Origin of the sequence: Citrobacter sp. CK181 (assembly GCF_030333595.1) — a bacterium.
GTDB lineage: Bacteria > Pseudomonadota > Gammaproteobacteria > Enterobacterales > Enterobacteriaceae > Citrobacter_B > Citrobacter_B koseri.
Window position 1 is genome coordinate 576,028 of record NZ_JAOWFN010000014.1, and the last position, 20,528, is coordinate 596,555.

A 20,528-nucleotide genomic window follows, 5' to 3' on the forward strand; every position below is an offset into this window, starting at 1 on the left:
TCGTTAAATGTAAATAAATCATTCCACAAAAACCGTGAAAGATTGTACGCGCTTACTATAACAAGAAATCATCAGCAGCAAAGTGTAAAAATAACATTACATTTAGCGCGTTCTGCGCTGGACTTCCAGCCACCACTTATCCAGCTCGGCGGCGAAATGCTGGCGATCGCGCGGAGAAAGGCTGTCCGGCCCGCCCGTCTGAATCCCGCTGGCGCGCAGGGTATCCATAAAGTCACGCATTGTCAGGCGTTCGCGGATCGTTGACTCCGTATAGCGTTCGCCGCGTGGATTCAGCGCCGCCGCCCCTTTTTCCAGCACTTCAGAGGCCAGCGGGATATCCGCCGTAATGACCAAATCTCCGGCTTCGCACTGACGCACAATCTCGTTGTCAGCGACATCAAATCCGGCGGGTACGCGCAGTGTACGGATAAAACGCGAAGGCGGTACGCGTAAATTCTGGTTTGCCACCAGAATAAGCGGCATCTGCATACGTTCAGACGCACGGTACAGAATCTCTTTAATCACATTCGGACACGCATCCGCATCCACCCATATTGTCATAACCGCTCCAGGCTCATGTGCAATCGTCTATTGTCTCGTGCTTTTGTCTTCCGTCAAAGTGCTGTTTCTCCTTCATGAGACTTTCAATCCACGTTAAGCTAATAACCCCAACTAAAAATACGCATAGGGAGTGACGAAATGGAGAAGAAAATCGGTTTTATCGGTTGCGGTAATATGGGAAAAGCCATTCTGGGCGGCCTGATTGCCAGCGGTCAGGTTCTCCCCGGGCAAATCTGGGTCTATACCCCGTCCCCGGATAACGTCGCCGCGCTGCACGATCGGTACGGCATCAATGCGGCGCAGAGTGCGCAGGACGTCGCGCAGGTTGCGGATATCGTTTTCGGCGCCGTGAAGCCGGGCATCATGATTAAAGTGCTGAGCGAAATCAGCTCCAGCCTGAACAAGGACTCATTAGTCGTCTCTATCGCTGCGGGGGTCACGCTCGATCAGCTGGCGCGCGCGCTGGGGCACGATCGCAAAATTGTTCGCGCGATGCCAAACACGCCGTCTTTAGTCAACGCGGGCATGACCTCCATAACGCCAAATGCGCTGGTCACGCCGGAAGATACCGCTGACGTGCTGAACATTTTCCGCTGCTTTGGCGAAGCGGAAGTGATTGCCGAGTCGATGATCCACCCCGTCGTTGGGGTCAGCGGTTCCGCTCCGGCTTATGTCTTCATGTTTATTGAGGCGATGGCCGATGCCGCGGTGCTGGGCGGAATGCCTCGCGCGCAGGCCTATAAATTCGCCGCGCAGGCCGTAATGGGCTCCGCCAAAATGGTGCTCGAAACGGGTAAACATCCGGGTGAACTGAAAGATATGGTGTGCTCGCCTGGCGGGACGACCATTGAAGCCGTTCGGGTGCTGGAGGAACGAGGGTTCCGGGCGTCGATTATTGAAGCGATGGCGAAGTGTATGGAAAAATCAGAGAAACTCAGTAAATCCTGAGCCAGTTGCCGGACGTCAGGCCGCCACTTCGGTACGGTTACGTCCGGCGTTCTTTGCTTTATAAAGCGCCATATCCGCCGATTTCAGCCATTCCCGGTAGTGTCCGATTTGCGTGGTCAATGGCGCAACGCCCACGCTGATGCGCAAAATAACCTGTGGCGCGCACGGCAGGCGTAACGCGTTTAATCGCTCATGAACCCGCGACATCGCGGCAATCGCGTTATCCGCTGGCGTACCGCACATGATCACCGCAAACTCGTCGCCGCCAAAACGTCCTATCACATCGCTGCCGCGCAGCGTCATCTGCAACTGGCGCGTCAGGGCAATAATCGCCTCATCTCCGACATCGTGCCCCCAGGTATCGTTAATGCTCTTAAAGTGATCGATATCGATGATGAGCAACGTGGCGTCCCGGTGGTAGCGGCGACAGTTATCAAATTCATTACGCAACAATATTTCCCAGTGACGCCGGTTATAGACGCCGGTCATGCCATCCCGCATGCTCATCACCTGTAGCCTGCGTTTATGTTCCGCCAGTTTGGTCGCCGTCTGGTAACTCACCCAGGCAAACAGTAAGGGATAAATCACAATCACCGGCAGGGAGAACCACCACTCCAGCGGCGCGCTGCGAAAAGCCACGGTAATTCCGGTTAGCTGTAACGTCACCAGACATGACACAACCATTAACACCATACCGGCAATAAAGAGCCGCAGCCCTCCCGCGCCCATCAAATTCATACACATCATCATCAGCAGAGCCGTGGAGGGCAGCACGTTGACGCCCATCACCCCAACCCAGACGCCAGCAAGAATGGCGTCCGCCTTTAAGTTGTATATTTCCCGGCTTAAAGGATCGATGGCTTTACTCGCCAGTTGCCACGCCAGGTGCGGCCAGACGAAAGACCAGCCGACCAGAAACAACCACCATCCTCCCGCAATCGGTTGTGAAGCCAGTACAGCGGCGATCGGGAGAAACATCCATCCCAGTCCTACCGCACGCGGCAGTCTCACCCGCCTGGCGAATCGCAGCCCGGAGCGTTGATGGTCATTTTGAGGAGAGTGAGGTGGCTCACTCTGTGCGACCGCTTTTTTGTAAAAGTTTTCATCATTCATTATTTTTTGGGAACATTCTGAAACAATTTTCCCAAATTATAGAGAGGGGGATTGTGAAGGAAGTATGAAATTTCGGGTGAGTGATTTTCTCAGCTCACCCGTTAGCACTATGCGGATTTTTTCAGACAGGCACTCATAAACTTGCTGCGATCGTCGCCTTTCAGCGACTGGTCCGTCGCCTGCTGGTTGCACTCACGCATTCTCTGTTGCTGCGGCGTCAGGCTTTTCTCACCTGGGGCGGATTTACTGTTTTTCAGGCAATCGCTCATGTAGGTCTTACGCGCATCCCCTTTTAACGCCTGCGCCGTCGCCTGCTGATTGCAGCTCGTCATACGCTGTTGTTGCGGGGTTAATGTCTTCTCGGCAGCGCCGACGGCGGTTAAAAAAACCAGCCCAAACAGCAGGGTAACCAGTAATGTTATTTTCATAGCACCATCCTTCTGTGAGTGTTGACACTACACGTCATCCTTCTGGTTACGTGCGCCGTAACCGAAGGAGGCTAACTCTAAGTCTGGCTGCTGACGACGAAAATACCACCTGACGGCAAAAGTATTGCCGTCAGGAGTCCGTTTACTTCAGTCCCAACGCCGCTTTCATGGTGTAGAACAGATCGGTCTGGTCCGTTAATCCGACGACATTCGCCGCATGCGGGCCGTATGCGGCAATGCGCAACTGGCTGCCGGTATGTTCCTGCGACTCCTCTTCCGAGTTGCCGTAGCTGATGACCATCACCGCGCCATCTTTGGTATTTAACGCCTGCGTCAGTCCCGGCGCTTTGCTTTCCGGCGCGATAATCTGGCTGGAATGCGCATGATCGGCAGTCACCACAACCAGGGTATTGCCCTCTTTTTTAGCGAATGCCAGCGCACGCTGCACGGCTTCGTCCAGATCGACCGTTTCACCAATCTGCCCGCATGGGTTGGCGGCGTGATCCTGTTTATCGATGGACGCGCCTTCAACCTGCAAGAAGAAACCTTTTTCATTCTTACTCAACAGCTCAATCGCTTTGTCCGTCATTTGCGCCAGCGTAGGCACGGTATCATCGCGCTGCGGGTTTGCCTTGCAGGTCACCGCAGGTTGTTCAAGGTTGCCGTGATAAGAGGCTTTCGGGCCTTCCCAGCGAACCGGCATGTTGCCGTCGGAGAACAAGCCCAGCAGCGGCTTATCCTGATTTGCCGCCGTTACCGCCTTCAGCGAGGCGGCATCGTTCACCAACTGATATCCCCGCTCCAGCGCCTGCTCACGCAACGTTTTCCCCTGCCATTCGCCTGCTGTCGCCATTTCAGCAAAGGTGGCCGCGCCGCCGCCAAGCGTAACGTCCGCCCGCGCATTCAGCAGTTGCTCGGTGATCGACCCTTTTCCACCCTTCTCCAGCGCGTTTGTCGGGCAAAGAGTGCTGGTAAGGCTGGGGCCGTAGCATTTGCGTGAGGTTACATGGGAGACTAACGCGGCGGGTGTCGCATCCTGTAATTCTGCGGTCGAGACGTTGCCCGTCGCCAGACCTGCCGCTTTGGCCATCTCCAGGATCGTGGTGTGATCTTTTTCGTGGATATCGACGCCTAACGCGCCGTTATAGGTTTTAACTCCCGTCGACCACGCCGTTGCCGACGCGGCGGAATCTGTGACGTAATCCGGTTTGCCCGTTTCTTTATCCAGCGCGTAATGGGTGTATTGCCCGGTCAACGGTAAAGCATCAATTCCTTTAAAAAAGCCGCCGGCCCCTTGCGCATAATTTCGCGCCGCAGTGATTTCAGAATCCCCCATACCGTCGCCAATCAGCAGGATAATATTTTTGGCCGGTTTATCGCTCAGCGAATCTCGCAGCGCCGCCGTTTGATCGCCCGCTAATCGGCGCGCCCCGCCTGGCGTGGTAATATCTCCCTGTGCGGCACGATTATCCAGCACCGTCATCGCGGACGTCCTGGCATGCGTAATGGGGGTAAACAGCAGAGGTAACAGGGCAATAGCAATAGCGCTTTGTTTCACTTTATTTTCTCCATGTGCCTACCCTAAATAATTCGGGTTACAGAAAGCCAATACATATGCAACCTGAAGTACAACGGGTATAAATACAGTAAAATAAAAACAAAGCGACTATAGGTAACTGACGTGACAAGGTTATGACAGTGTTTACTCTGAATACGATCAGCTACGAGGATGCCTCAGTAACTTTTTTACATACTGGCGCAGCAATTCCGTATCGTAATCTGGAACGCTGGCATCCGGCTTTACGCCGTCGAGCGCATCCTCAACCTGATGAATGAGCTTCTGCTGCTCATTTTGCGCCATATTACGCAGCATCGCCGTGACAATAATCTCTAACGCTTCTACCTGAGCAACCAGTTCTTTCGACTCTTCTTCTTTTTGGGCGAGCCTCAGCAACAACTCTGAAATGAGATTTTTCATGACCGTATTTCCTTATCCGAGGAATGCTGACGTTATCATTATGGTTCACGACTGCCTAGAGGGTAAAAGTAGTATTTTTATGATAAAGGAAAGACTTTCTGTAAATAATGCGCTGACAAAATGGAGCGAAACGTTTCTCGCAAGAAAATAATTCAACCGTAAAAAATCAGGGTATATATAGTCACGCCATTGCATAAATTAAAGTTATGGTAAATACGCCAAAATTTAACTTAAAGCGTATCGCCATAATATATTTGATATCCCAGATTGACCCTGTCCAGCGTCTCTTTTCCGCCCAGACGTTTAATCAGCATATCTGCGGCTACGCTTCCCATATCGTAGCGGGGGGTAATCACGCTCGCTATTTTTTGCAAACGTGCGCGGCCGATTTCCAGGCCATGAAATCCGGCAATAGCAACCTGTTGCGGAACGGGGATCTGCTGCGACTGACACTCCAGTAGCGCGCCAACGGCTAAGTCGTCATTGGTGCAAAAAATCGCGTTAATATCCGGTCTGTCGCGCATCGTCTGCAAAAACAACTGACGACCTAAGGCCAGTGACGAAATGGCTTTGGGCACCACATGGTAAGGCTGTAACCCCTGCTCGCTCAGCGCACGCTCAACGCCGCGATAGCGACTGACATCACGCGGGTCGTCCATTGAGCCGAAAAACGCCACGGCGCGTTTTCCCGCCTCCAGAAACGCCTGAGTCATATCCCACGCGGCTTTTTCGTTATCAATACCAACCTGCATATCCAGACAATGCTCGGTGATATCCATTAACTCCGCCACGGGGATACCGCTGGCGCGCACATACTGCACCATACGTTCAGTATGTTGTTTTCCGGTCAGAATCAGCGCATCAATGTTGTAGGAGAGCAGGTTAAGCACTTCGCGTTCTTCCCGCTCCGGGTCATATTCATAGTTAGCGATCAGCGTCTGGTATTGGTGAGCGGAAGTCACCGACTCAATCCCCGCCAGGACATCGGCAAAAATCTGGTTGCGAAAGGAGGGAATCAGCACCCCGATCGTTTTACTGCGCGCATTAAGCAAAATCTCGGGGGCGCGATTGGGAATATAATTATTCTCCTCCATGATCTTCGAAATCAGCTCGCGGCTACGCTGCGAGACCTGATTGGGATCGCGAAGATAACGGCTTACCGTCATCTTATTTAGCCCAGCCAGCGTGGCGATATCCTGCAAGGTCATCCGATTGTTTTTCATGAAGTTCTCTGCGAAAGACAGCGTGATCAATTCGCAGAGAACCTTAACACAGCCAGCGAGGGACTGCATCTTATCCGACCGGATTAGCCCACCGCTTTCCCGGTTTGTAAGGATGTGGACGACGGTGCCTGATTAGCGCGCACGTTATACATCAATACCACCGAGGCCAGCAGGGAAATCGCCATAAAGGTGTACGAAACGCCCGGCCCGCCCGTCAGGCCATTAAGATACCCCACCAGCCATGCGCCGAGGAATGCCCCTAACGCACCGAAACTGTTGATTAAGCCCATCGACACGCCCGCCACATTGCGCGGCAACAGTTCAGGAATTAAGGCAAAAAACGGGCCGTAAGGTGCGTACATGCAGGCTGCGGCAACCACCAGCAATCCATAAGAGAGCCAGAAAGCGTTGCTCCCCAACAGCCAGGAACATAAGAAAGCGATGGCGGCAATCAGCAGCAACGGCCAGATAAACAGCTTACGGTTTTGAAACTTATCCGATAACCACGACACGGTAAGCATCAGACAGATCGCCGCCAGATAGGGCACGGCGGCCAGCCAGCCGACGGATACAATATCCATTTGAGCCGCTGATTTCAGGATGGATGGCATCCACATCATGAATCCGTACACGCCGATACTCCACAAAGCATGTACCGCGCACAGCATGACAACGTTACGCGAGCGCATGGCTTCGCCGTAGTTACGTACCGGTTTAATATGGGTTTGCTCACGATCCATCGCCTGTTGCAGCGTCTCTTTTTCCTCCGCCGTCAGCCAGCTGGCATCGGCCGGTTTATCACGAACCAGCACCCACCAACAAAATGCCCACAGTACCGCCGGGATGCCCTCAATAATGAACATCTCGCGCCATCCCCAGGCCTGAATCAGATAACCGGAGACAATCGACATCCACAACACGGTGACCGGATTACCCAGAATCAAAAAGGTATTCGCCCGCGAGCGTTCGGTTTTCGTAAACCAGTTGCTGATATAAATCAGCATGGCTGGCATCACCGCCGCCTCAACCACGCCAAGAGTAAAACGGATCGCCATCAGCATGGGAATATTACTGACAAACCCCGTCGCGGCGGCACATATTCCCCACAGGATCAGGCTGAAAAAGATCATTTTCCGTACGCTGCGTTTAACGGCGTACAAGGCCCCCGGCACCTGAAAAAAGAAATACCCGAGGAAAAAAAGCGCGCCAATTAAGGATGCAGTTCCTTTCGTAATACCCAGATCGGTTTCAATACCTGCCGCGGCGGCAAAACCATAATTGGCGCGATCGAGATACGCTAAGCTGTAAGTAATAAAAATAATCGGCATTAAATACCACCAGCGCCGGGCTGGTAATTTAGCAAGAGCGTTCATACACATTCCTTTTGATAATGAGTCTATACCGCAGCTAACATTCCGCCGTCGACGAAGAGAATATGACCGTTAACAAAATTCGAGGCCGGGGCCGCAAGATAAACCGCCGCGCCAATCAACTCCTCCGGCTTTCCCCAGCGCGCGGCAGGCGTGCGCTGGTACAGCCAGGCGGAAAAGGCGTCGTCGTTCACCAGCGCTTCCGTCATCTCTGTGGCAAAATAGCCCGGTGCAATACCGTTAACCTGAATATTATATTCCGCCAGTTCCACGCACATTCCTCGCGTCAACATTTTCACCGCACCTTTTGAAGCAGCGTAGGGTGTAATTGTTTTCCGGCCTAATTCACTCTGCATGGAACAAATATTAATAATCTTCCCTTCCCGGCGCGCCATCATATATTTGGCTACCTGTTGAGAAACAAGGAATACGGATTTCTGATTGACATCAATAACGCGATCCCACTCTGCTTCAGGAAATTCCGTCAGGGGGTAACGACGCTGGATACCGGCATTATTGATGAGAATATCAATCGCCCCAATTTCCTGCTCAATATGCGCAATCGCTTTTTCCACCTCCGCCGCGTGAGTGACATCAAACCCATAACCCACGGCGTCATAACCCAGAGCCGTCAGTGTGCTCGCGGCCTGTTCCGCCCGCTGCTGCGTAATGTCGTTAATCACCAGGCTGGCGCCATGCTCTGCCAGCCCCCTTGCCAGCAAATTACCGATTCCCTGCGCTGACCCCGTAATCAATGCGCGTTTACCTGCAAGACTAAAAATACTTTTCATCAAAAACCTCTTTTTCGATAGCTGTTACGCGTAACTGTATACGCGTAACAGTAGAAAAAAGAAGTTCTCTTACACAACCAATGGTCAATTTGTGATCTACATTGGATTTGGCAGCAAAGAAAGGATCATGTACAGAATGCTTTCTGCACATGATCACGATTAGCAGCGGATCTCAGGCAGCGTGACGGCGGCGCAACGCAATCGCCAGTTGCCAGATATTCACCAGCACAATGAGCGCCGTCGCGACAAATACCCAGCGAAAGCCCGCCATCGCCGATACGGACGCCCCCATCAGCGGCCCGGCCACATTTCCGAGATACATAAACGACTGGTTATAACCAAAGATACGGCCGGTTATTCGATCGCTGGAATACTTCACCAATAAGGTCTGTACGGCAGGCAGCATCGCGCCATCGGCAAAACCTAACAGAAAACGCAGAACCCCCAACTGGAACGGCGTCGTCACCCACGACATGGCGAAAAACAGCACCACGGCACAGACCAGCGTCGCCATCAGAATCCTTTCCGTCCCGATCCTGTCGCCAAGTTTGCCAAGGCGGGGGGCGGAAATGAGCGCTGAAACGCCGGGCACCGACGCAATTAACCCGCTCAAAAAGGCAATGTTCGTGCTGTCCGGCAGCATGGATTTGATAAACAGCGCCAGGATGGGGCTGATCGAACCGTTACAGAGCTGGATCACCATCGTCGTAAAAAACAGGCTAATCACCAGACCCGGATAGGGCAATGAGGCAAAAACCGCTTTGCCGCTCAGTCGTTCACTCTTTTTGAGAGTCGGACGAACGCCCTCTTTAATTAAAAACAGCGTTACCAGAAAGCTCACCATCAACAGCGTGGCGGTAATAAAAAAGACCGCCCGCAGCCCGATATGATCGGCAATAACTCCGCCCATTAACGGCCCGCCGATCACCCCGCTGATCTGGGCGGTGGAAAGCGTGCTGAGCGCCCAGCCGCTACGCTCTCTCGGCACCTGCGAAGCCACCAGCGCCATCGCGTTAGGAATGTACCCGGAGGTAAGCCCCATGACGCCGCGCAAAAGAAACAGTTGCCAGACATTGGTCGCAAACGCCTGAAGTAAAATCGCGATCGCCATGCCGAGCGATGCGCGCAGTAGCATCAGTTTGCGGCCTTTACGGTCAGCCAGACTGCCCCACATGGGCGAAACAATCGCGGAGATGAGAAAGGTGATACTGAAGGTTAAGCCAGACCACATGGAGAGCGCTTCATGCGAAGTGACGCCCATTTGCGAGATATATAGCGGTAAAAATGGCAGGATCTGACTGATCGCCAGCCCGGTAAAAAAGCAGCCGAACCAGACGGAGATAAGATTAACCTTCCAGGATTCCATAAGTGCTCATAACGATAAATAGCTGAAAACGCTCACCAGCTTAGCAAGTTGCGCCAGCAGAAGCGGTTCCAGAGATGCGGTAACCTCTATTTTGCTATTTTATCTCCCCGTTCATCAGATTTGTGAAATATGTCACATTATATACCCGCTCAGAACAGGGATTTATGCTTCAACGACAAAGCCCGTATCCGCGCATACCGAGATGGAAATGGTTGGCGTGCGCGGCGTTGTACTCCGGCCCCAGTCCATTGCCATAATAAGTGCAACTGGCGTTAAGCATCGCGCGCAGCCAGGGGGCGGTTTTCTCATCCTTCCATCCCCGCAGAACCGTAACTTTTCGACCGTCCGCCAGTTGAAAACCGCTGATATCCCACGCCTGCGCGCTGGCATGTTCACTGCGACGCGCATCCGCCCGGTGATAGATATTGCGACAGGCATAGCTGCCAAGGTGCTCAATACGGGTCAGTTGACTGCCCATAAACGACTGGGTTAGCGGTTTCGCCTGGCGCGCCACAAACAGCGCAGAACTCAGCGCCAGCGGGCAAGAGGCCAGGAAACTGCTGCTCAACGCCACGGAGCCAAAATGCCTGACCCGTACCACGTCTGACAGCGGACATTCGCCCGCGCTGTCGGCAACGGGTTGCGACGAGATCATTCCCTGGCGATTGGCCTGCTCAAGTAATCCCTGGCACTGTTGCGGCGTCAGACGCTGTAGTTTGAATTTGGTGAGCCAGCCCGGAGGATCGGACAGTTGCAGGGGAACAAAAGGATTGTAATGCGACGGAAGAGAGCGGTAACCCACCACACCCACGGCCCCCAGCAGCACAATCGCAAGCCAACCCTTACCTTTCACGCCCCCTCCTCTCTGATTCCCTTAAACATTATGGCAGAAGCCCGCGAATCCGACGTTTTGTCGTGGTAATGTATACGCTTTGCGTTCGATGGAATGGGTTTTTAAGATGGCAAAATTGCGGGTAGGTATCGTATTTGGTGGTAAATCAGCGGAACATGAAGTGTCTTTGCAATCGGCAAAAAATATTGTCGATGCCATCGACAAAGCCCGCTTTGACGTTGTGCTGTTAGGCATTGATAAACAAGGGCAATGGCATGTCAGCGATGCCGAAAACTATCTGCTGAATGCAAACGACCCCGCGCACATTACGCTGCGCCCCTCTTCTACCAGCCTGGCGCAGGTTCCGGGCAAACACGAACACCAGTTAATTGACGCACAGAACGGCCAGCCGTTGCCGACGGTGGACGTCATTTTCCCGATCGTACACGGCACGCTGGGGGAAGACGGCTCGCTGCAAGGGATGCTGCGCGTAGCGAATTTACCGTTTGTCGGCTCCGATGTGCTGGGTTCCGCCGCCTGCATGGATAAAGACGTCACCAAACGTCTGCTGCGCGATGCCGGGCTGAACATCGCGCCGTTTATTACGCTGACTCGCGCGAATCGTGATGCGATCCGTTTTGCGGAAGTGGCGTCCCGGCTGGGTCTGCCGCTGTTTGTGAAACCCGCAAATCAGGGCTCCTCTGTGGGCGTCAGCAAAGTCACCAGCGAAGCGCAATATGAACAGGCCGTTGCGCTGGCGTTCGAATTCGATCACAAAGTGGTTGTTGAGCAAGGGATAAAAGGCCGTGAGATCGAGTGCGCCGTGCTGGGCAACGATCACCCGCAGGCCAGCACCTGCGGCGAGATCGTCCTGAACAGCGATTTTTACGCTTACGACACCAAATATATCGACGACAACGGGGCGCAGGTCGTGGTTCCCGCCCAAATCCCGCAAGAGGTGAACGACAAGATCCGCCAGATCGCCATTCAGGCGTACCAGACGTTAGGTTGTGCGGGAATGGCGCGCGTGGACGTCTTCTTAACGGCGGAAAACGAGGTGGTGATTAACGAGATCAATACGCTGCCGGGATTCACCAACATCAGCATGTACCCGAAACTCTGGCAGGCAAGTGGTTTAGGGTATACCGATTTGATTACCCGTCTGATTGAACTGGCGCTGGAACGTCATGCGGCGGATAACGCCCTGAAAACCAGCATGTCATGATGACGATGCGCCATCTGGTGTTGATCGCCTGATGGCGCTGTGGCTTATCAGGCCTACGACGTTTTACGCCCGTAGGCCGATGCCGCCATCCGGCACACTACCGCATTAAGCTTCTTCGGTTTTATCATCCTCACGGCGACGAATAATCAGCCCGGCAAGCCAGAAACTGAATACCCACGTCACCAGGCCTACCGCGTAGGTTTGCCATCCTTTTGCTTCAAAGCCCAACAACCCCACCACGCCATTCAAAATAAAGATCAGCCCAATGGCGAAAGCATAATAGTGCCAGTCACGGCGAATTTTTACAGGCAGGTTCATGACAGCTCCGACGCTAAAACAATAAAAAATCATCCTCGCACATTTCTGCCTGAGCGTCTGTGGCCTGTGCGGAATTTCTCAAATGTTAATCAATTTAGATTAAGGTAACAAAATTGTGACATCAAACAAAAAATCCGCAATCCAGGAGTCATCCCTGAGTGAAATTACCATCATTCTGATATTGACAAACACGATGACCTGTCAGACTTCACGATAAGCCGCTGGCATGACGCCAGATTCGTGCAGAAGACTATCCCGGAGGTCTTTATGGCTGACTTTACCCTCTCAAAATCCCTGTTTAGCGGGAAACATCGAGATACCTCCTCCACGCCAGGTAATATCGCCTATGCCGTGTTTGTGCTGTTTTGCTTTTGGGCAGGGGCGCAGATCCTGAACCTTCTGGTTCACGCGCCTGGCGTTTATGAACATCTGATACAGATGCAAGAGACCGGACGCCCCCGCGTGGAAATTGGATTAGGCGTCGGCACCATTTTCGGACTGGTGCCTTTCCTGACAGGTTGCCTGATTTTTGGCGTCATTGCCGTAATTTTGCGCTGGCGTCACCGTCATCAGTAACCCTCCCTGTGCCGGATGACGCCAGGTTTATCCGGCCTACAAATTCATACAACGCGCCCGACGCTCATCCACACGTTTAGCAAACCACGCGGTAGTGAGATTACGGGTGATCTTCGGACTTTCCAGCTGAATACCCGGCAACATCTCGCGCGGTAATGCCTTACCGGTTTTGGCTTCCGCCAGCTTATACACTTTCTCGTACAACGCCGTCTCCTCAAAAGCGAGGCTGTCTCCCTTTTCCAGTTGACGTCGAATCGCGCTGTCGCTCATGTCCAGCTTGCCCGCCAGCTTACGGATTGCCTGTTCCGTTTTCCCGGCTTCTTTGCTGTCATAACGAATCAAGTCGCCGTCCAGCGCCAGCTTAACGCCGCTGGCTTTACTGACCGCATTCTGAAATGCCGCATTACGACTGGCGTACCAACCGGCATTAAAATCAGCAAAACGGAATACAGGCGCGCTGTAATTCGCCGGATAGTTCAACAGATGCCAGGTTCCAAACCACAGTCCGCCACGGCGGCTAAAGACCTCCTGGCGAACCGTCCCGTTCATGGTCCACGGATAACCTTTTGTGTGCTGTTCGGCAAAGGCGATGCTGACCTGCATCGGCCCGCCGGTATGCACCGGATTAAGCGAACCGAACAGCGTCTGCCCCATCGGCACCATATTAATAAAATCATCAAAAATCGCGCTGAGCTGTTTTTCCGTTTTCACCGCGTCCAGACGTTCGCTGTAGCTTTTTCCATTCGGGGAGTTAATTTTCAGCGCGGTATGCACCAGAAAAACGGGGATATGCATCCGCTCAGCACGCCTGTCGATCTCCTGCCAGGCGATTTTGCTCAACCCCGGCACCACCGGGTCCGCCTGATAGTTAGACTCCTGCTGCGCCACCGCCAGCACCGAGCAAACATTCTCAACCGTTGGCGCCAGCCCCTGGCTTTCGAAGGTCTTTGCGATGTCCTGCGCCCACGCGTCCCTGTCTTTTACGCTGGCGGGCATTTTCTGGCGCACCACGCTTGCCACATCGACAGGTTTTTCCCCTTTTTTCAGCGGTTGCGAAGGCTGGCTACTACACCCTGCCAGCACCAACGCAGCCAGGAATGATAAAGGGTAAAGACGGGACGCCGCCGACATAACGTTTCCTTTTGTTTGTTAGCTAAATGTATTCGTCACTTCCTGTATATCCTGCCCATCCAGTTCGCGCTCAAAGCTGCGCAGACGTTTATAGATGGACATCAGTTCCACCAGCGTGGTCCAGGAGTTAATCAGATACTGGAAGGAACCGCGCACCTGACCAAACACGTTGGTAATCTGCGTCATCAGGCCCAGCGTAATCGTACCGGCAACAATCGACGGAAACAGCAGGAACAGACCGAAAACGTTATCCACCTGTAGATAGAGAATGCGCGCAATGTTGAAGTACATATAGTGGAAGTAGAGGCGGAAATAGTTCTGGCGCACCGCGCTGAACAACTCACGCACGGTGGGCGGCGTAGCGCGGCTGGCGTCGTCTTCACCGTAGACCAGCTCCTTACGGTAAGCGGCCTCAACCCGCTGGTTTTTAAACTCCAGCCCCGGCAGTTTGATCCCCACCACGGCCAGCAATCCTGTTCCCATCAGCGACCAGATGATAGCCGCGATAACAAGCCCATAAGGAATATGCCCGACGATCGGCAGATCCGGTACGTGCGCAGACAGCGTAACCAGTACGGGTAAAAAGGCGATCAACGTCATGATGGCATTGATAAAGCTTACGCCCATATTCTCCAGCGTAGAGGCAAAACGCATCGTATCTTCCTGCACACGCTGCGCGGCGCCTTCAATATGGCGCAAATGCTGCCAGTGCGCCATGTAGTGCTCGTTCATCGCGGTACGCCAGCGAAACACATAATGGCTGACGAAGAAATTGTTCATCACGCCAATCACTACGGCAATCAGCGCTATCCCGAGGAACACGCCGACTTCACGGTAAAACTGTTCGATAGTGACCTTATGCGGCGAGCTAAGCGCCGTCTGGATCAGGTCGTAAAACGGCGCGTACCAGGCGTTGACCGCTACGCCCACTTCCACCAAAAACCAGGTCACAAAGATGATCAACGAGGTGCCCAGAATCGACCAGTATTGCCAGCGATGCGGGCTATAAATAAACCAGAACATCGCAAACAATCCGACGCAAAGGACGTAATACGCGTAGAAAATCAGGTAGTCCAGCGACCAGAAGCGTGCGGCACTGATGGGAACATCACCGGAAGCGCCAGTAAGATGCGCAACCCAGGCGCCTCCGCCCGCTTGCCAGAAAATGACGGCGACAAGCGCCCAAAAAAACGCCGAGATAAAAAACGGCCCCGGCTTTGGGAAAAAAGACTTAAACATGATGCTCTCCTGCTAACTTCTTATCGTTATGACGACTGCTGTGCTTTTGCCGCAGCGCTGAGCGCGACAAGACGGGCCTGGCCCAACAAAACCGCGACGGAAACCGAGCATTGTGACCCGTATTCGCCAGCTTAGTTCGCACATCATTTTTTCAGAATTGTTTCAGCGAGTTTCGGCTCTCTTCAACGACAACAGGAAGGCGAAACCCAAAAACCGACCAAGGTTACCACAAGCGCGGGATCACAAAAGCGGACATTCGCGATTGGGAAAAAATGCCCTGTTTACTCGTCGTTACGTTTTTCACACTATTATTGTCTTTTTAGCGCTTTGCAACGCGCCGCCAGGTAGTATAAATACGCATAGTTTTTTCATTTAACTGATGGACACAACCGTTGAAACGTAGTCTGCTTTTTTCTGCCGTGCTGTGCGCGGCGTCATTGACATCTGTCCAGGCGGCACAGCCAATCACCGATCCGGTTTTCGCTTCCGATATCGTTGATCGTTATGCCAACCATATCTTTTACGGCAGCGGCGCGACGGGAATGGCGCTGGTGGTGATTGATGGTAATCAACGCGTGTTCCGCAGTTTCGGGGAGACTCGCCCCGGCAATAACGTACATCCTCAACTGGACTCCGTTATTCGCATTGCGTCTATCACGAAACTCATGACCAGCGAGATGCTGGTCAAACTGCTCGATCAGGGGACGGTGAAATTACACGACCCGCTGAGCAAGTATGCCCCGCCCGGTGCGCGTGTACCGACCTACAACGGAACGCCTATCACCCTGGTGAATCTGGCGACCCATACCAGCGCCCTGCCGCGTGAGCAACCCGGCGGCGCGCCGCATCGCCCGGTATTTGTCTGGCCAACCCGCGAACAGCGCTGGAGCTACCTCTCTACCGCAACGCTAAAAGCGGCTCCTGGCTCGCAGGCGTCTTATTCCAACCTTGCGTTTGATCTGTTGGCTGACGCGCTGGCAACCGCATCCGGCAAACCCTACACGCAGTTATTTGAAGAACAGATTACGCGCCCATTGGGGATGAAAGACACAACCTTTACCCCCTCCCCCGATCAGTGCAAGCGCCTGATGGTGGCGGAGAAAGGGGCCAGTCCCTGTAACAACACGCTGGCGGCAATTGGCAGCGGCGGCGTCTATTCCACGCCGGGAGATATGATGCGCTGGATGCAGCAATATCTCTCATCCGACTTTTATCATCGCAGTAATCAGGCCGATCGTATGCAGACGCTGATTTATCAGCGAACTCAGCTCACACGGGTGACAGGTATGGACGTGCCGGGCAAAGCCGATGCGCTGGGCTTAGGCTGGGTCTATATGGCGCCTAAAAACGGACGTCCGGGGATTATTCAAAAAACCGGCGGCGGCGGTGGTTTCATCACCTATATGGCGATGATTCCGCAACACAACGTTGGCGCTTTTGTGGTCGTCACTCGCTCACCGCTTACGCGATTTACTAATATGAGCGATGGCATCAACGACCTGGTAACAGAATTGAGCGGAAATAAACCGCTGATCGTGCCAGCGTCCTGATCAATACTCTGAAGGCAAATGGTTGATATTGACCAGTTTGCCTTTTTTCATTTCGATGTAGTTCCCTTTGCGTAACGCGGCGAGCACTTCAGCCACTACGGAACGGGAAATTCGCGTTCTCTGATGAATGTAGTTCATCACGCCAATACGCGCTCGCAACCCTTCATCCCAGTCAACCATCGCGATCAACGTCGCCCGAATTTGATCATACGAGTTGTTGCCAATTAATTGCAGATCGCGCAGTTCCAGAGTTCTGTTTTCCCATGCCAGCCAGCAAAAGGCTTCACGCCATAACTGGTGTTGCTCAAGGATTTTTATCGCGTGGGAAGAAGGAAGAAAATAACCGGTACAACGACTTTCCGTGACTAATTTATATTCGATATCATTTTTCATCACGCCATCAGCAATCCCCATAATAAAGGGAGCCTGCGTTATCCCCATAAGCACGTTCTCCCCTCTGCGCAAAGAGATGAGACCGTCTAGAATGACAAACGTATCGCCTTGATTGGCATCATTCGAATAGACAACCTGCTTTTCATCGGCGTATTCAAAGTACGTGCCGTATTTAGACAGGCACTTATCGAGCTTACTAAATTCCTGAAGTGGTTTATTCAGAGACAGCATATGCGCATCCTTGCATTAATGCCCGCCATATCCATGACGGGCATTTCCTTTGATTAAATCACCTGCGTTTTCATCATGAAAAACAATTACCAGGTATATTTAACGCCCACATTCGCGGACCAGTCTTGATCGACATCACCACCACCGAGGTAGTTGGCATCGGTATAAGCGCTGAAGTTTTTGGTGAAGCTGAACTGAGTGCCCAGACCAACACGTACCGCAGAACCTTCTACGCCGTTATCGATGGAATCACCATTTACGTCGGCGTCGTTATTTGCGTCGTCATAAACATAGGCCAGTTTGAAGTAAGGCGTCAGCGCCTGATCTTCGCTGTAGGTGAAGGTATAACCTGCATCAACACCCAGTTCATAACGCATGCTGTCATAAGACTGACCGTCAACTTTCATGTCGTTGCTGAGCTGATAATCGTCGCCGGACTGGAACAGGCCGGATACGCTACCGTACGGCGTGACATAGCCAGCGTCGCCCAGTTTCCAGTCATAACCCAGTTTCAGACCAAAGCCCCACGCATCCGCAGAGGTGTTGCCATCAACGTACTGGCCGTTGCTCATGTTGGCAGACAGATCGTTGTTGAAGTGAGAGTAGCTCAGGCTACCATCAACAAAGACATTGTTGGCAAAGCGAGCGGAAGAGTAGATATAGGCAGACTGGCTGTCCTGATCCACCTGACCGGTACGGTCACTCATGTCGCCTTTCGCAAAGCCAGCCGCCGCACCGACAATCCACTTAGCGTTGTTACCGTCAATTTTGGTATCAACACCGATCATGATGCCGTTCACATCCTGATCGTAGTTAATGGTGCCGTTGTCGCCATCAAAGCTGCCGCCAAAGTAGCTCACCCATGCGCCGCCGTTATCAGCCAGACCATGACGAGAGTTGGTCAGACGAGTACCAACGGTGTCTTGTTCCAGGTTCCAGATATTGGTGTTTGCAGACGGGATGCTCAGCGCCATGTTCGCGTAGTCGGTCAGTTCCATCTGTTGCATAACAACAGTGTTGCCTTCCTGCTGAGCCTGATAGGTGTATGCCCCCAGGTCAGCTTTGTTCGCTGCGGAGAAGGTGGCTTTGCTGTTCTTGTCGTTAACGTAGATCAGCTCTTTGCCTTTGTAATCAGCGACAGAACCTTCACCGGTCGCGTTATCGATACGCACTTTGTAGTTACCGGTTGCCGCAGCAACGTTATCACCCGCGTTATCGACTTCAGATTGATCGCCAGTCCAGGCATCGCCATTACCGTTGATGGTCAGGTGGCCATCAGAGTTCATCGCGATCACACCGTAGCCGTAGTTAGACTTAGTGATGTCGTTAGTACGATCGTTGGTCAGATCGGCATCCAGCACAAAGCTGTTGCTGTGAACGTTGAAGACACCGGCATTCACGTTACCGTTAGCATCGGTGTAGCTGGTCAGATTCAGGGTATCAGCTTGCAGCGCATACGCGGTGCTGTTGCCCACATCCAGAACGCCGTTGTTGGTGATGTTGATGGTGTTTGCATACAGTGCGGCATCGTACACGCCCCAGCCAGCAGACACATCATCAGCAATCGTGACGGTACTGTTGTTGATTGTCAGTTCATCAGTTGCAACATGACCATCTTCATTGATATTCAGGGCCGCACCGCCGGTCAGGGAGATGCTGTCAGAAACCAGATCAGAGTCTGCCACATTCACGACGGAACCGCTGTTGATGCTCAGCGTATCAATCAGCGAGGTTTTCGTGGTATCCCACTGTGAACCACCGTTCAGCGTCACATTGAACAGGCCGCTTTGATAGACTTCGTTACCAACAACATGACCATCTTCGCCATACGCGGTGTCATTATTGTCAATGCCGTAAGTAGAGGAAGGCCACAGGCTGTTAGCCGCAATGTCGATCAGCGTCGCAGTGGCATCGGTGCCCGCAGCAAAGCTGTCGTACACGCCGTCACCATCAGAATCGACCTGATGTACGGACATTGCCGCGCCAACCCACTTGCTGCCGTTGTTCAGCGTAACATCCATACGGTCAGTGCCATCCCAGCCGTTGGTGTCCAGGTCAGCGTCCGTATCGCGATAAGTATCCGCCCCGTTCGGGAAGAAGTTTTCGTCAAAGTTGCTGGAGAAAACAACGTCGCCCATCAGGGTAGAATTGCTGAGGTTAACAGTGGTCTGCATTGCGTTATCCGCATTCGGATGCGCAATCGCCGCAATCGCCACGTCATCAGCAGTATAAGAATCGCTGTAATCGCTCGCGTTGTTGGTATTACCGAACCAACCGGAAGTCCCTTCATCTGACCATGAGCCAGAGGTCACCGTAGAGTCAGTCACCGTGACGGTGTTGTTGAACACTTCAGCGCTGTTGACGCCGGTGCTAACGGTATTATCGTCAATGTCTTCCCACTCATAACCCTGAGTCAGCGTAATACCCGCAACGTGGGAATTATTTTTGATGACCAGGTCAACTTCCTGATCCAGCGTAATCGCAGTACCCAGGTTGTAAACGTCAACAACATGCGTATCCGCCGTACCATCAGTGTACGTGCCATTATAGGTATAATGCTCGTAATTATCATCGATGGTTGAGTTATCAACAGTCAGCGCCAGACGGTCATAAACATAACCGGTCGCATCACGACCCACGCAATCAGTGGTCATGCACTCAGAGGTGATCATCCCGTGAATGGTGCTGTTTTTGATTGTCAGACTATTACTGTTGGTGTTGGTAGAAAGACCATCATCCAGATAGTAGGTTGAGATTACGCCGTTAACGGTAGCGTTGTTGATAACCGGATAAATATCACCGTTATAAACGCTATCGGTCGCGTAGTTGTTCCAGCCTACGTAACCATCATAATAAACACCATCAGCGTAGGTTGCGTCGTTATAGTGGTTGAATGTTGTGTAGGTGGTTCCAGAAATATCCGTAGAAGCATTTGCCTGAGAGGTGATTGCCAGAGTGCAGGCCAGTGCTAATTGTGAGACTACAAGTTTCTTTTTCCAGGAGTGCATTTGTCATCCCTCCTCAGGGACGTAATATAGTTGATCCATCAATTATCAATGCATAGAAAACATTTTATGTTTCGCAGGTCGATTATGCGGCGTCAGCATTGAAAGGTTCAATTATTCTTTGTTTAATGTCCGAAAGCGGACAATTAAAAAACCACCAGCAAAATCACAGATATTTTTTAAATCGCCAGTTTTCAATAAATTAGAAAGGGAAATAGAAGTTACTTATTTAACTGAATGATATATGATG

At 52.5% G+C, this 20,528-nt stretch carries 19 protein-coding genes; 4 read left to right on the forward strand and 15 right to left on the reverse strand.

Annotated elements, in window-relative coordinates; all coding sequences use genetic code 11:
* Positions 1-102: 102 nt before the first annotated feature.
* Positions 103-561, reverse strand: coding sequence for a YaiI/YqxD family protein (locus OGW17_RS16240; RefSeq protein WP_012133603.1), 459 nt, complete (start codon positions 559-561; stop codon positions 103-105).
* A 138-nt stretch (positions 562-699) separates the two neighbouring features.
* Here OGW17_RS16240 and proC point away from each other — a divergent pair, with 138 nt between their 5' ends.
* A complete protein-coding gene (gene proC, locus OGW17_RS16245; protein ID WP_047458533.1) occupies positions 700-1,509 on the forward strand; it encodes a pyrroline-5-carboxylate reductase in 810 nt (269 codons plus the stop codon).
* 15 nt (positions 1,510-1,524) lie between these two features.
* Here proC and adrA read toward each other — a convergent pair whose 3' ends face one another.
* The 9 genes from adrA to OGW17_RS16290 form a co-directional block, all read right to left on the reverse strand.
* Positions 1,525-2,622 carry a diguanylate cyclase AdrA gene (gene adrA / locus OGW17_RS16250; protein ID WP_012133605.1) on the reverse strand — a complete coding sequence of 366 codons (1,098 nt, stop codon included), beginning with the start codon at positions 2,620-2,622 and terminating at the stop codon, positions 1,525-1,527.
* A 107-nt stretch (positions 2,623-2,729) separates the two neighbouring features.
* Complete coding sequence (psiF, locus tag OGW17_RS16255) at positions 2,730-3,050, reverse strand: phosphate starvation-inducible protein PsiF (RefSeq protein ID WP_012133606.1); 321 nt, start codon at positions 3,048-3,050, stop codon at positions 2,730-2,732.
* A gap of 142 nt (positions 3,051-3,192) precedes the next feature.
* On the reverse strand, positions 3,193-4,608 hold the full coding sequence (gene phoA / locus OGW17_RS16260) for an alkaline phosphatase (RefSeq protein WP_071259932.1): 1,416 nt from the start codon (positions 4,606-4,608) through the stop codon (positions 3,193-3,195).
* Positions 4,609-4,767: 159 nt separating this feature from the next.
* On the reverse strand, positions 4,768-5,028 hold the full coding sequence (gene iraP / locus OGW17_RS16265) for an anti-adapter protein IraP (RefSeq protein ID WP_012133608.1): 261 nt from the start codon (positions 5,026-5,028) through the stop codon (positions 4,768-4,770).
* 230 nt (positions 5,029-5,258) lie between these two features.
* Positions 5,259-6,251 carry a DNA-binding transcriptional regulator IdnR gene (gene idnR / locus OGW17_RS16270; protein ID WP_058668690.1) on the reverse strand — a complete coding sequence of 331 codons (993 nt, stop codon included), beginning with the start codon at positions 6,249-6,251 and terminating at the stop codon, positions 5,259-5,261.
* An 83-nt stretch (positions 6,252-6,334) separates the two neighbouring features.
* A complete protein-coding gene (locus tag OGW17_RS16275; protein WP_024130608.1) occupies positions 6,335-7,624 on the reverse strand; it encodes an MFS transporter in 1,290 nt (429 codons plus the stop codon).
* Positions 7,625-7,647: 23 nt separating this feature from the next.
* Positions 7,648-8,412 (reverse strand): gluconate 5-dehydrogenase, encoded by a 765-nt coding sequence (gene idnO, locus OGW17_RS16280; protein ID WP_012133612.1) that lies wholly within the window; start codon positions 8,410-8,412, stop codon positions 7,648-7,650.
* 172 nt (positions 8,413-8,584) lie between these two features.
* The gene (locus OGW17_RS16285; protein WP_012133614.1) at positions 8,585-9,778 is read right to left on the reverse strand and encodes a multidrug efflux MFS transporter; all 1,194 of its coding nucleotides are present in this window, start codon (positions 9,776-9,778) and stop codon (positions 8,585-8,587) included.
* A gap of 169 nt (positions 9,779-9,947) precedes the next feature.
* Positions 9,948-10,631, reverse strand: a complete 684-nt coding sequence (locus OGW17_RS16290; protein ID WP_012133615.1) for an extensin-like domain-containing protein — start codon at positions 10,629-10,631, stop codon at positions 9,948-9,950.
* A 106-nt stretch (positions 10,632-10,737) separates the two neighbouring features.
* Here OGW17_RS16290 and ddlA point away from each other — a divergent pair, with 106 nt between their 5' ends.
* The gene (ddlA, locus tag OGW17_RS16295; RefSeq protein WP_047458545.1) at positions 10,738-11,835 is read left to right on the forward strand and encodes a D-alanine--D-alanine ligase; all 1,098 of its coding nucleotides are present in this window, start codon (positions 10,738-10,740) and stop codon (positions 11,833-11,835) included.
* Between the two features lie 105 nt (positions 11,836-11,940).
* On the opposite strand, the gene OGW17_RS16300 is transcribed toward ddlA, so the two are convergent.
* Positions 11,941-12,153, reverse strand: coding sequence for a DUF2754 family protein (locus tag OGW17_RS16300; RefSeq protein ID WP_024130610.1), 213 nt, complete (start codon positions 12,151-12,153; stop codon positions 11,941-11,943).
* Between the two features lie 267 nt (positions 12,154-12,420).
* Between OGW17_RS16300 and OGW17_RS16305 the strand changes: the two genes are divergently transcribed.
* Positions 12,421-12,729: a YaiY family protein gene (locus OGW17_RS16305; protein WP_286452250.1), complete on the forward strand. Its 309-nt coding sequence runs from the start codon at positions 12,421-12,423 to the stop codon at positions 12,727-12,729.
* Between the two features lie 36 nt (positions 12,730-12,765).
* Here the strand turns inward: OGW17_RS16305 and OGW17_RS16310 are convergent, their stop codons facing one another.
* Positions 12,766-13,860 (reverse strand): DUF1615 domain-containing protein, encoded by a 1,095-nt coding sequence (locus OGW17_RS16310; RefSeq protein WP_012133619.1) that lies wholly within the window; start codon positions 13,858-13,860, stop codon positions 12,766-12,768.
* A gap of 18 nt (positions 13,861-13,878) precedes the next feature.
* Entirely contained in the window at positions 13,879-15,099 is a 1,221-nt protein-coding gene (gene sbmA, locus OGW17_RS16315; protein ID WP_047458548.1) for a peptide antibiotic transporter SbmA, read from the reverse strand.
* Positions 15,100-15,491: 392 nt separating this feature from the next.
* Between sbmA and ampH the strand changes: the two genes are divergently transcribed.
* Positions 15,492-16,649, forward strand: a complete 1,158-nt coding sequence (ampH, locus tag OGW17_RS16320) for a D-alanyl-D-alanine-carboxypeptidase/endopeptidase AmpH (RefSeq protein WP_049011959.1) — start codon at positions 15,492-15,494, stop codon at positions 16,647-16,649.
* Here ampH and iprA read toward each other — a convergent pair whose 3' ends face one another.
* Positions 16,650-17,273, reverse strand: coding sequence for a hydrogen peroxide resistance inhibitor IprA (gene iprA, locus OGW17_RS16325; protein ID WP_047458555.1), 624 nt, complete (start codon positions 17,271-17,273; stop codon positions 16,650-16,652).
* Between the two features lie 86 nt (positions 17,274-17,359).
* A complete protein-coding gene (ehaB, locus tag OGW17_RS16330) occupies positions 17,360-20,281 on the reverse strand; it encodes an autotransporter adhesin EhaB (RefSeq protein WP_071259934.1) in 2,922 nt (973 codons plus the stop codon).
* Between the last annotated feature and the right edge of the window lie 247 nt (positions 20,282-20,528).

What these genes read in the sequence shown, in the direction of transcription:
- OGW17_RS16310 (WP_012133619.1), bottom strand. Translation starts at nt 13,860, where the DNA reads ATGTCGGCGGCGTCCCGTCTTTACCCTTTATCATTCCTGGCTGCGTTG.
- OGW17_RS16305 (WP_286452250.1), top strand. Translation starts at nt 12,421, where the DNA reads ATGGCTGACTTTACCCTCTCAAAATCCCTGTTTAGCGGGAAACATCGA.
- ehaB (WP_071259934.1), bottom strand. Translation starts at nt 20,281, where the DNA reads ATGCACTCCTGGAAAAAGAAACTTGTAGTCTCACAATTAGCACTGGCC.
- adrA (WP_012133605.1), bottom strand. Translation starts at nt 2,622, where the DNA reads ATGAATGATGAAAACTTTTACAAAAAAGCGGTCGCACAGAGTGAGCCA.
- OGW17_RS16240 (WP_012133603.1), bottom strand. Translation starts at nt 561, where the DNA reads ATGACAATATGGGTGGATGCGGATGCGTGTCCGAATGTGATTAAAGAG.
- iraP (WP_012133608.1), bottom strand. Translation starts at nt 5,028, where the DNA reads ATGAAAAATCTCATTTCAGAGTTGTTGCTGAGGCTCGCCCAAAAAGAA.
- OGW17_RS16300 (WP_024130610.1), bottom strand. Translation starts at nt 12,153, where the DNA reads ATGAACCTGCCTGTAAAAATTCGCCGTGACTGGCACTATTATGCTTTC.
- idnR (WP_058668690.1), bottom strand. Translation starts at nt 6,251, where the DNA reads ATGAAAAACAATCGGATGACCTTGCAGGATATCGCCACGCTGGCTGGG.
- iprA (WP_047458555.1), bottom strand. Translation starts at nt 17,273, where the DNA reads ATGCTGTCTCTGAATAAACCACTTCAGGAATTTAGTAAGCTCGATAAG.
- psiF (WP_012133606.1), bottom strand. Translation starts at nt 3,050, where the DNA reads ATGAAAATAACATTACTGGTTACCCTGCTGTTTGGGCTGGTTTTTTTA.
- sbmA (WP_047458548.1), bottom strand. Translation starts at nt 15,099, where the DNA reads ATGTTTAAGTCTTTTTTCCCAAAGCCGGGGCCGTTTTTTATCTCGGCG.
- OGW17_RS16275 (WP_024130608.1), bottom strand. Translation starts at nt 7,624, where the DNA reads ATGAACGCTCTTGCTAAATTACCAGCCCGGCGCTGGTGGTATTTAATG.
- ddlA (WP_047458545.1), top strand. Translation starts at nt 10,738, where the DNA reads ATGGCAAAATTGCGGGTAGGTATCGTATTTGGTGGTAAATCAGCGGAA.
- OGW17_RS16285 (WP_012133614.1), bottom strand. Translation starts at nt 9,778, where the DNA reads ATGGAATCCTGGAAGGTTAATCTTATCTCCGTCTGGTTCGGCTGCTTT.
- idnO (WP_012133612.1), bottom strand. Translation starts at nt 8,412, where the DNA reads ATGAAAAGTATTTTTAGTCTTGCAGGTAAACGCGCATTGATTACGGGG.
- proC (WP_047458533.1), top strand. Translation starts at nt 700, where the DNA reads ATGGAGAAGAAAATCGGTTTTATCGGTTGCGGTAATATGGGAAAAGCC.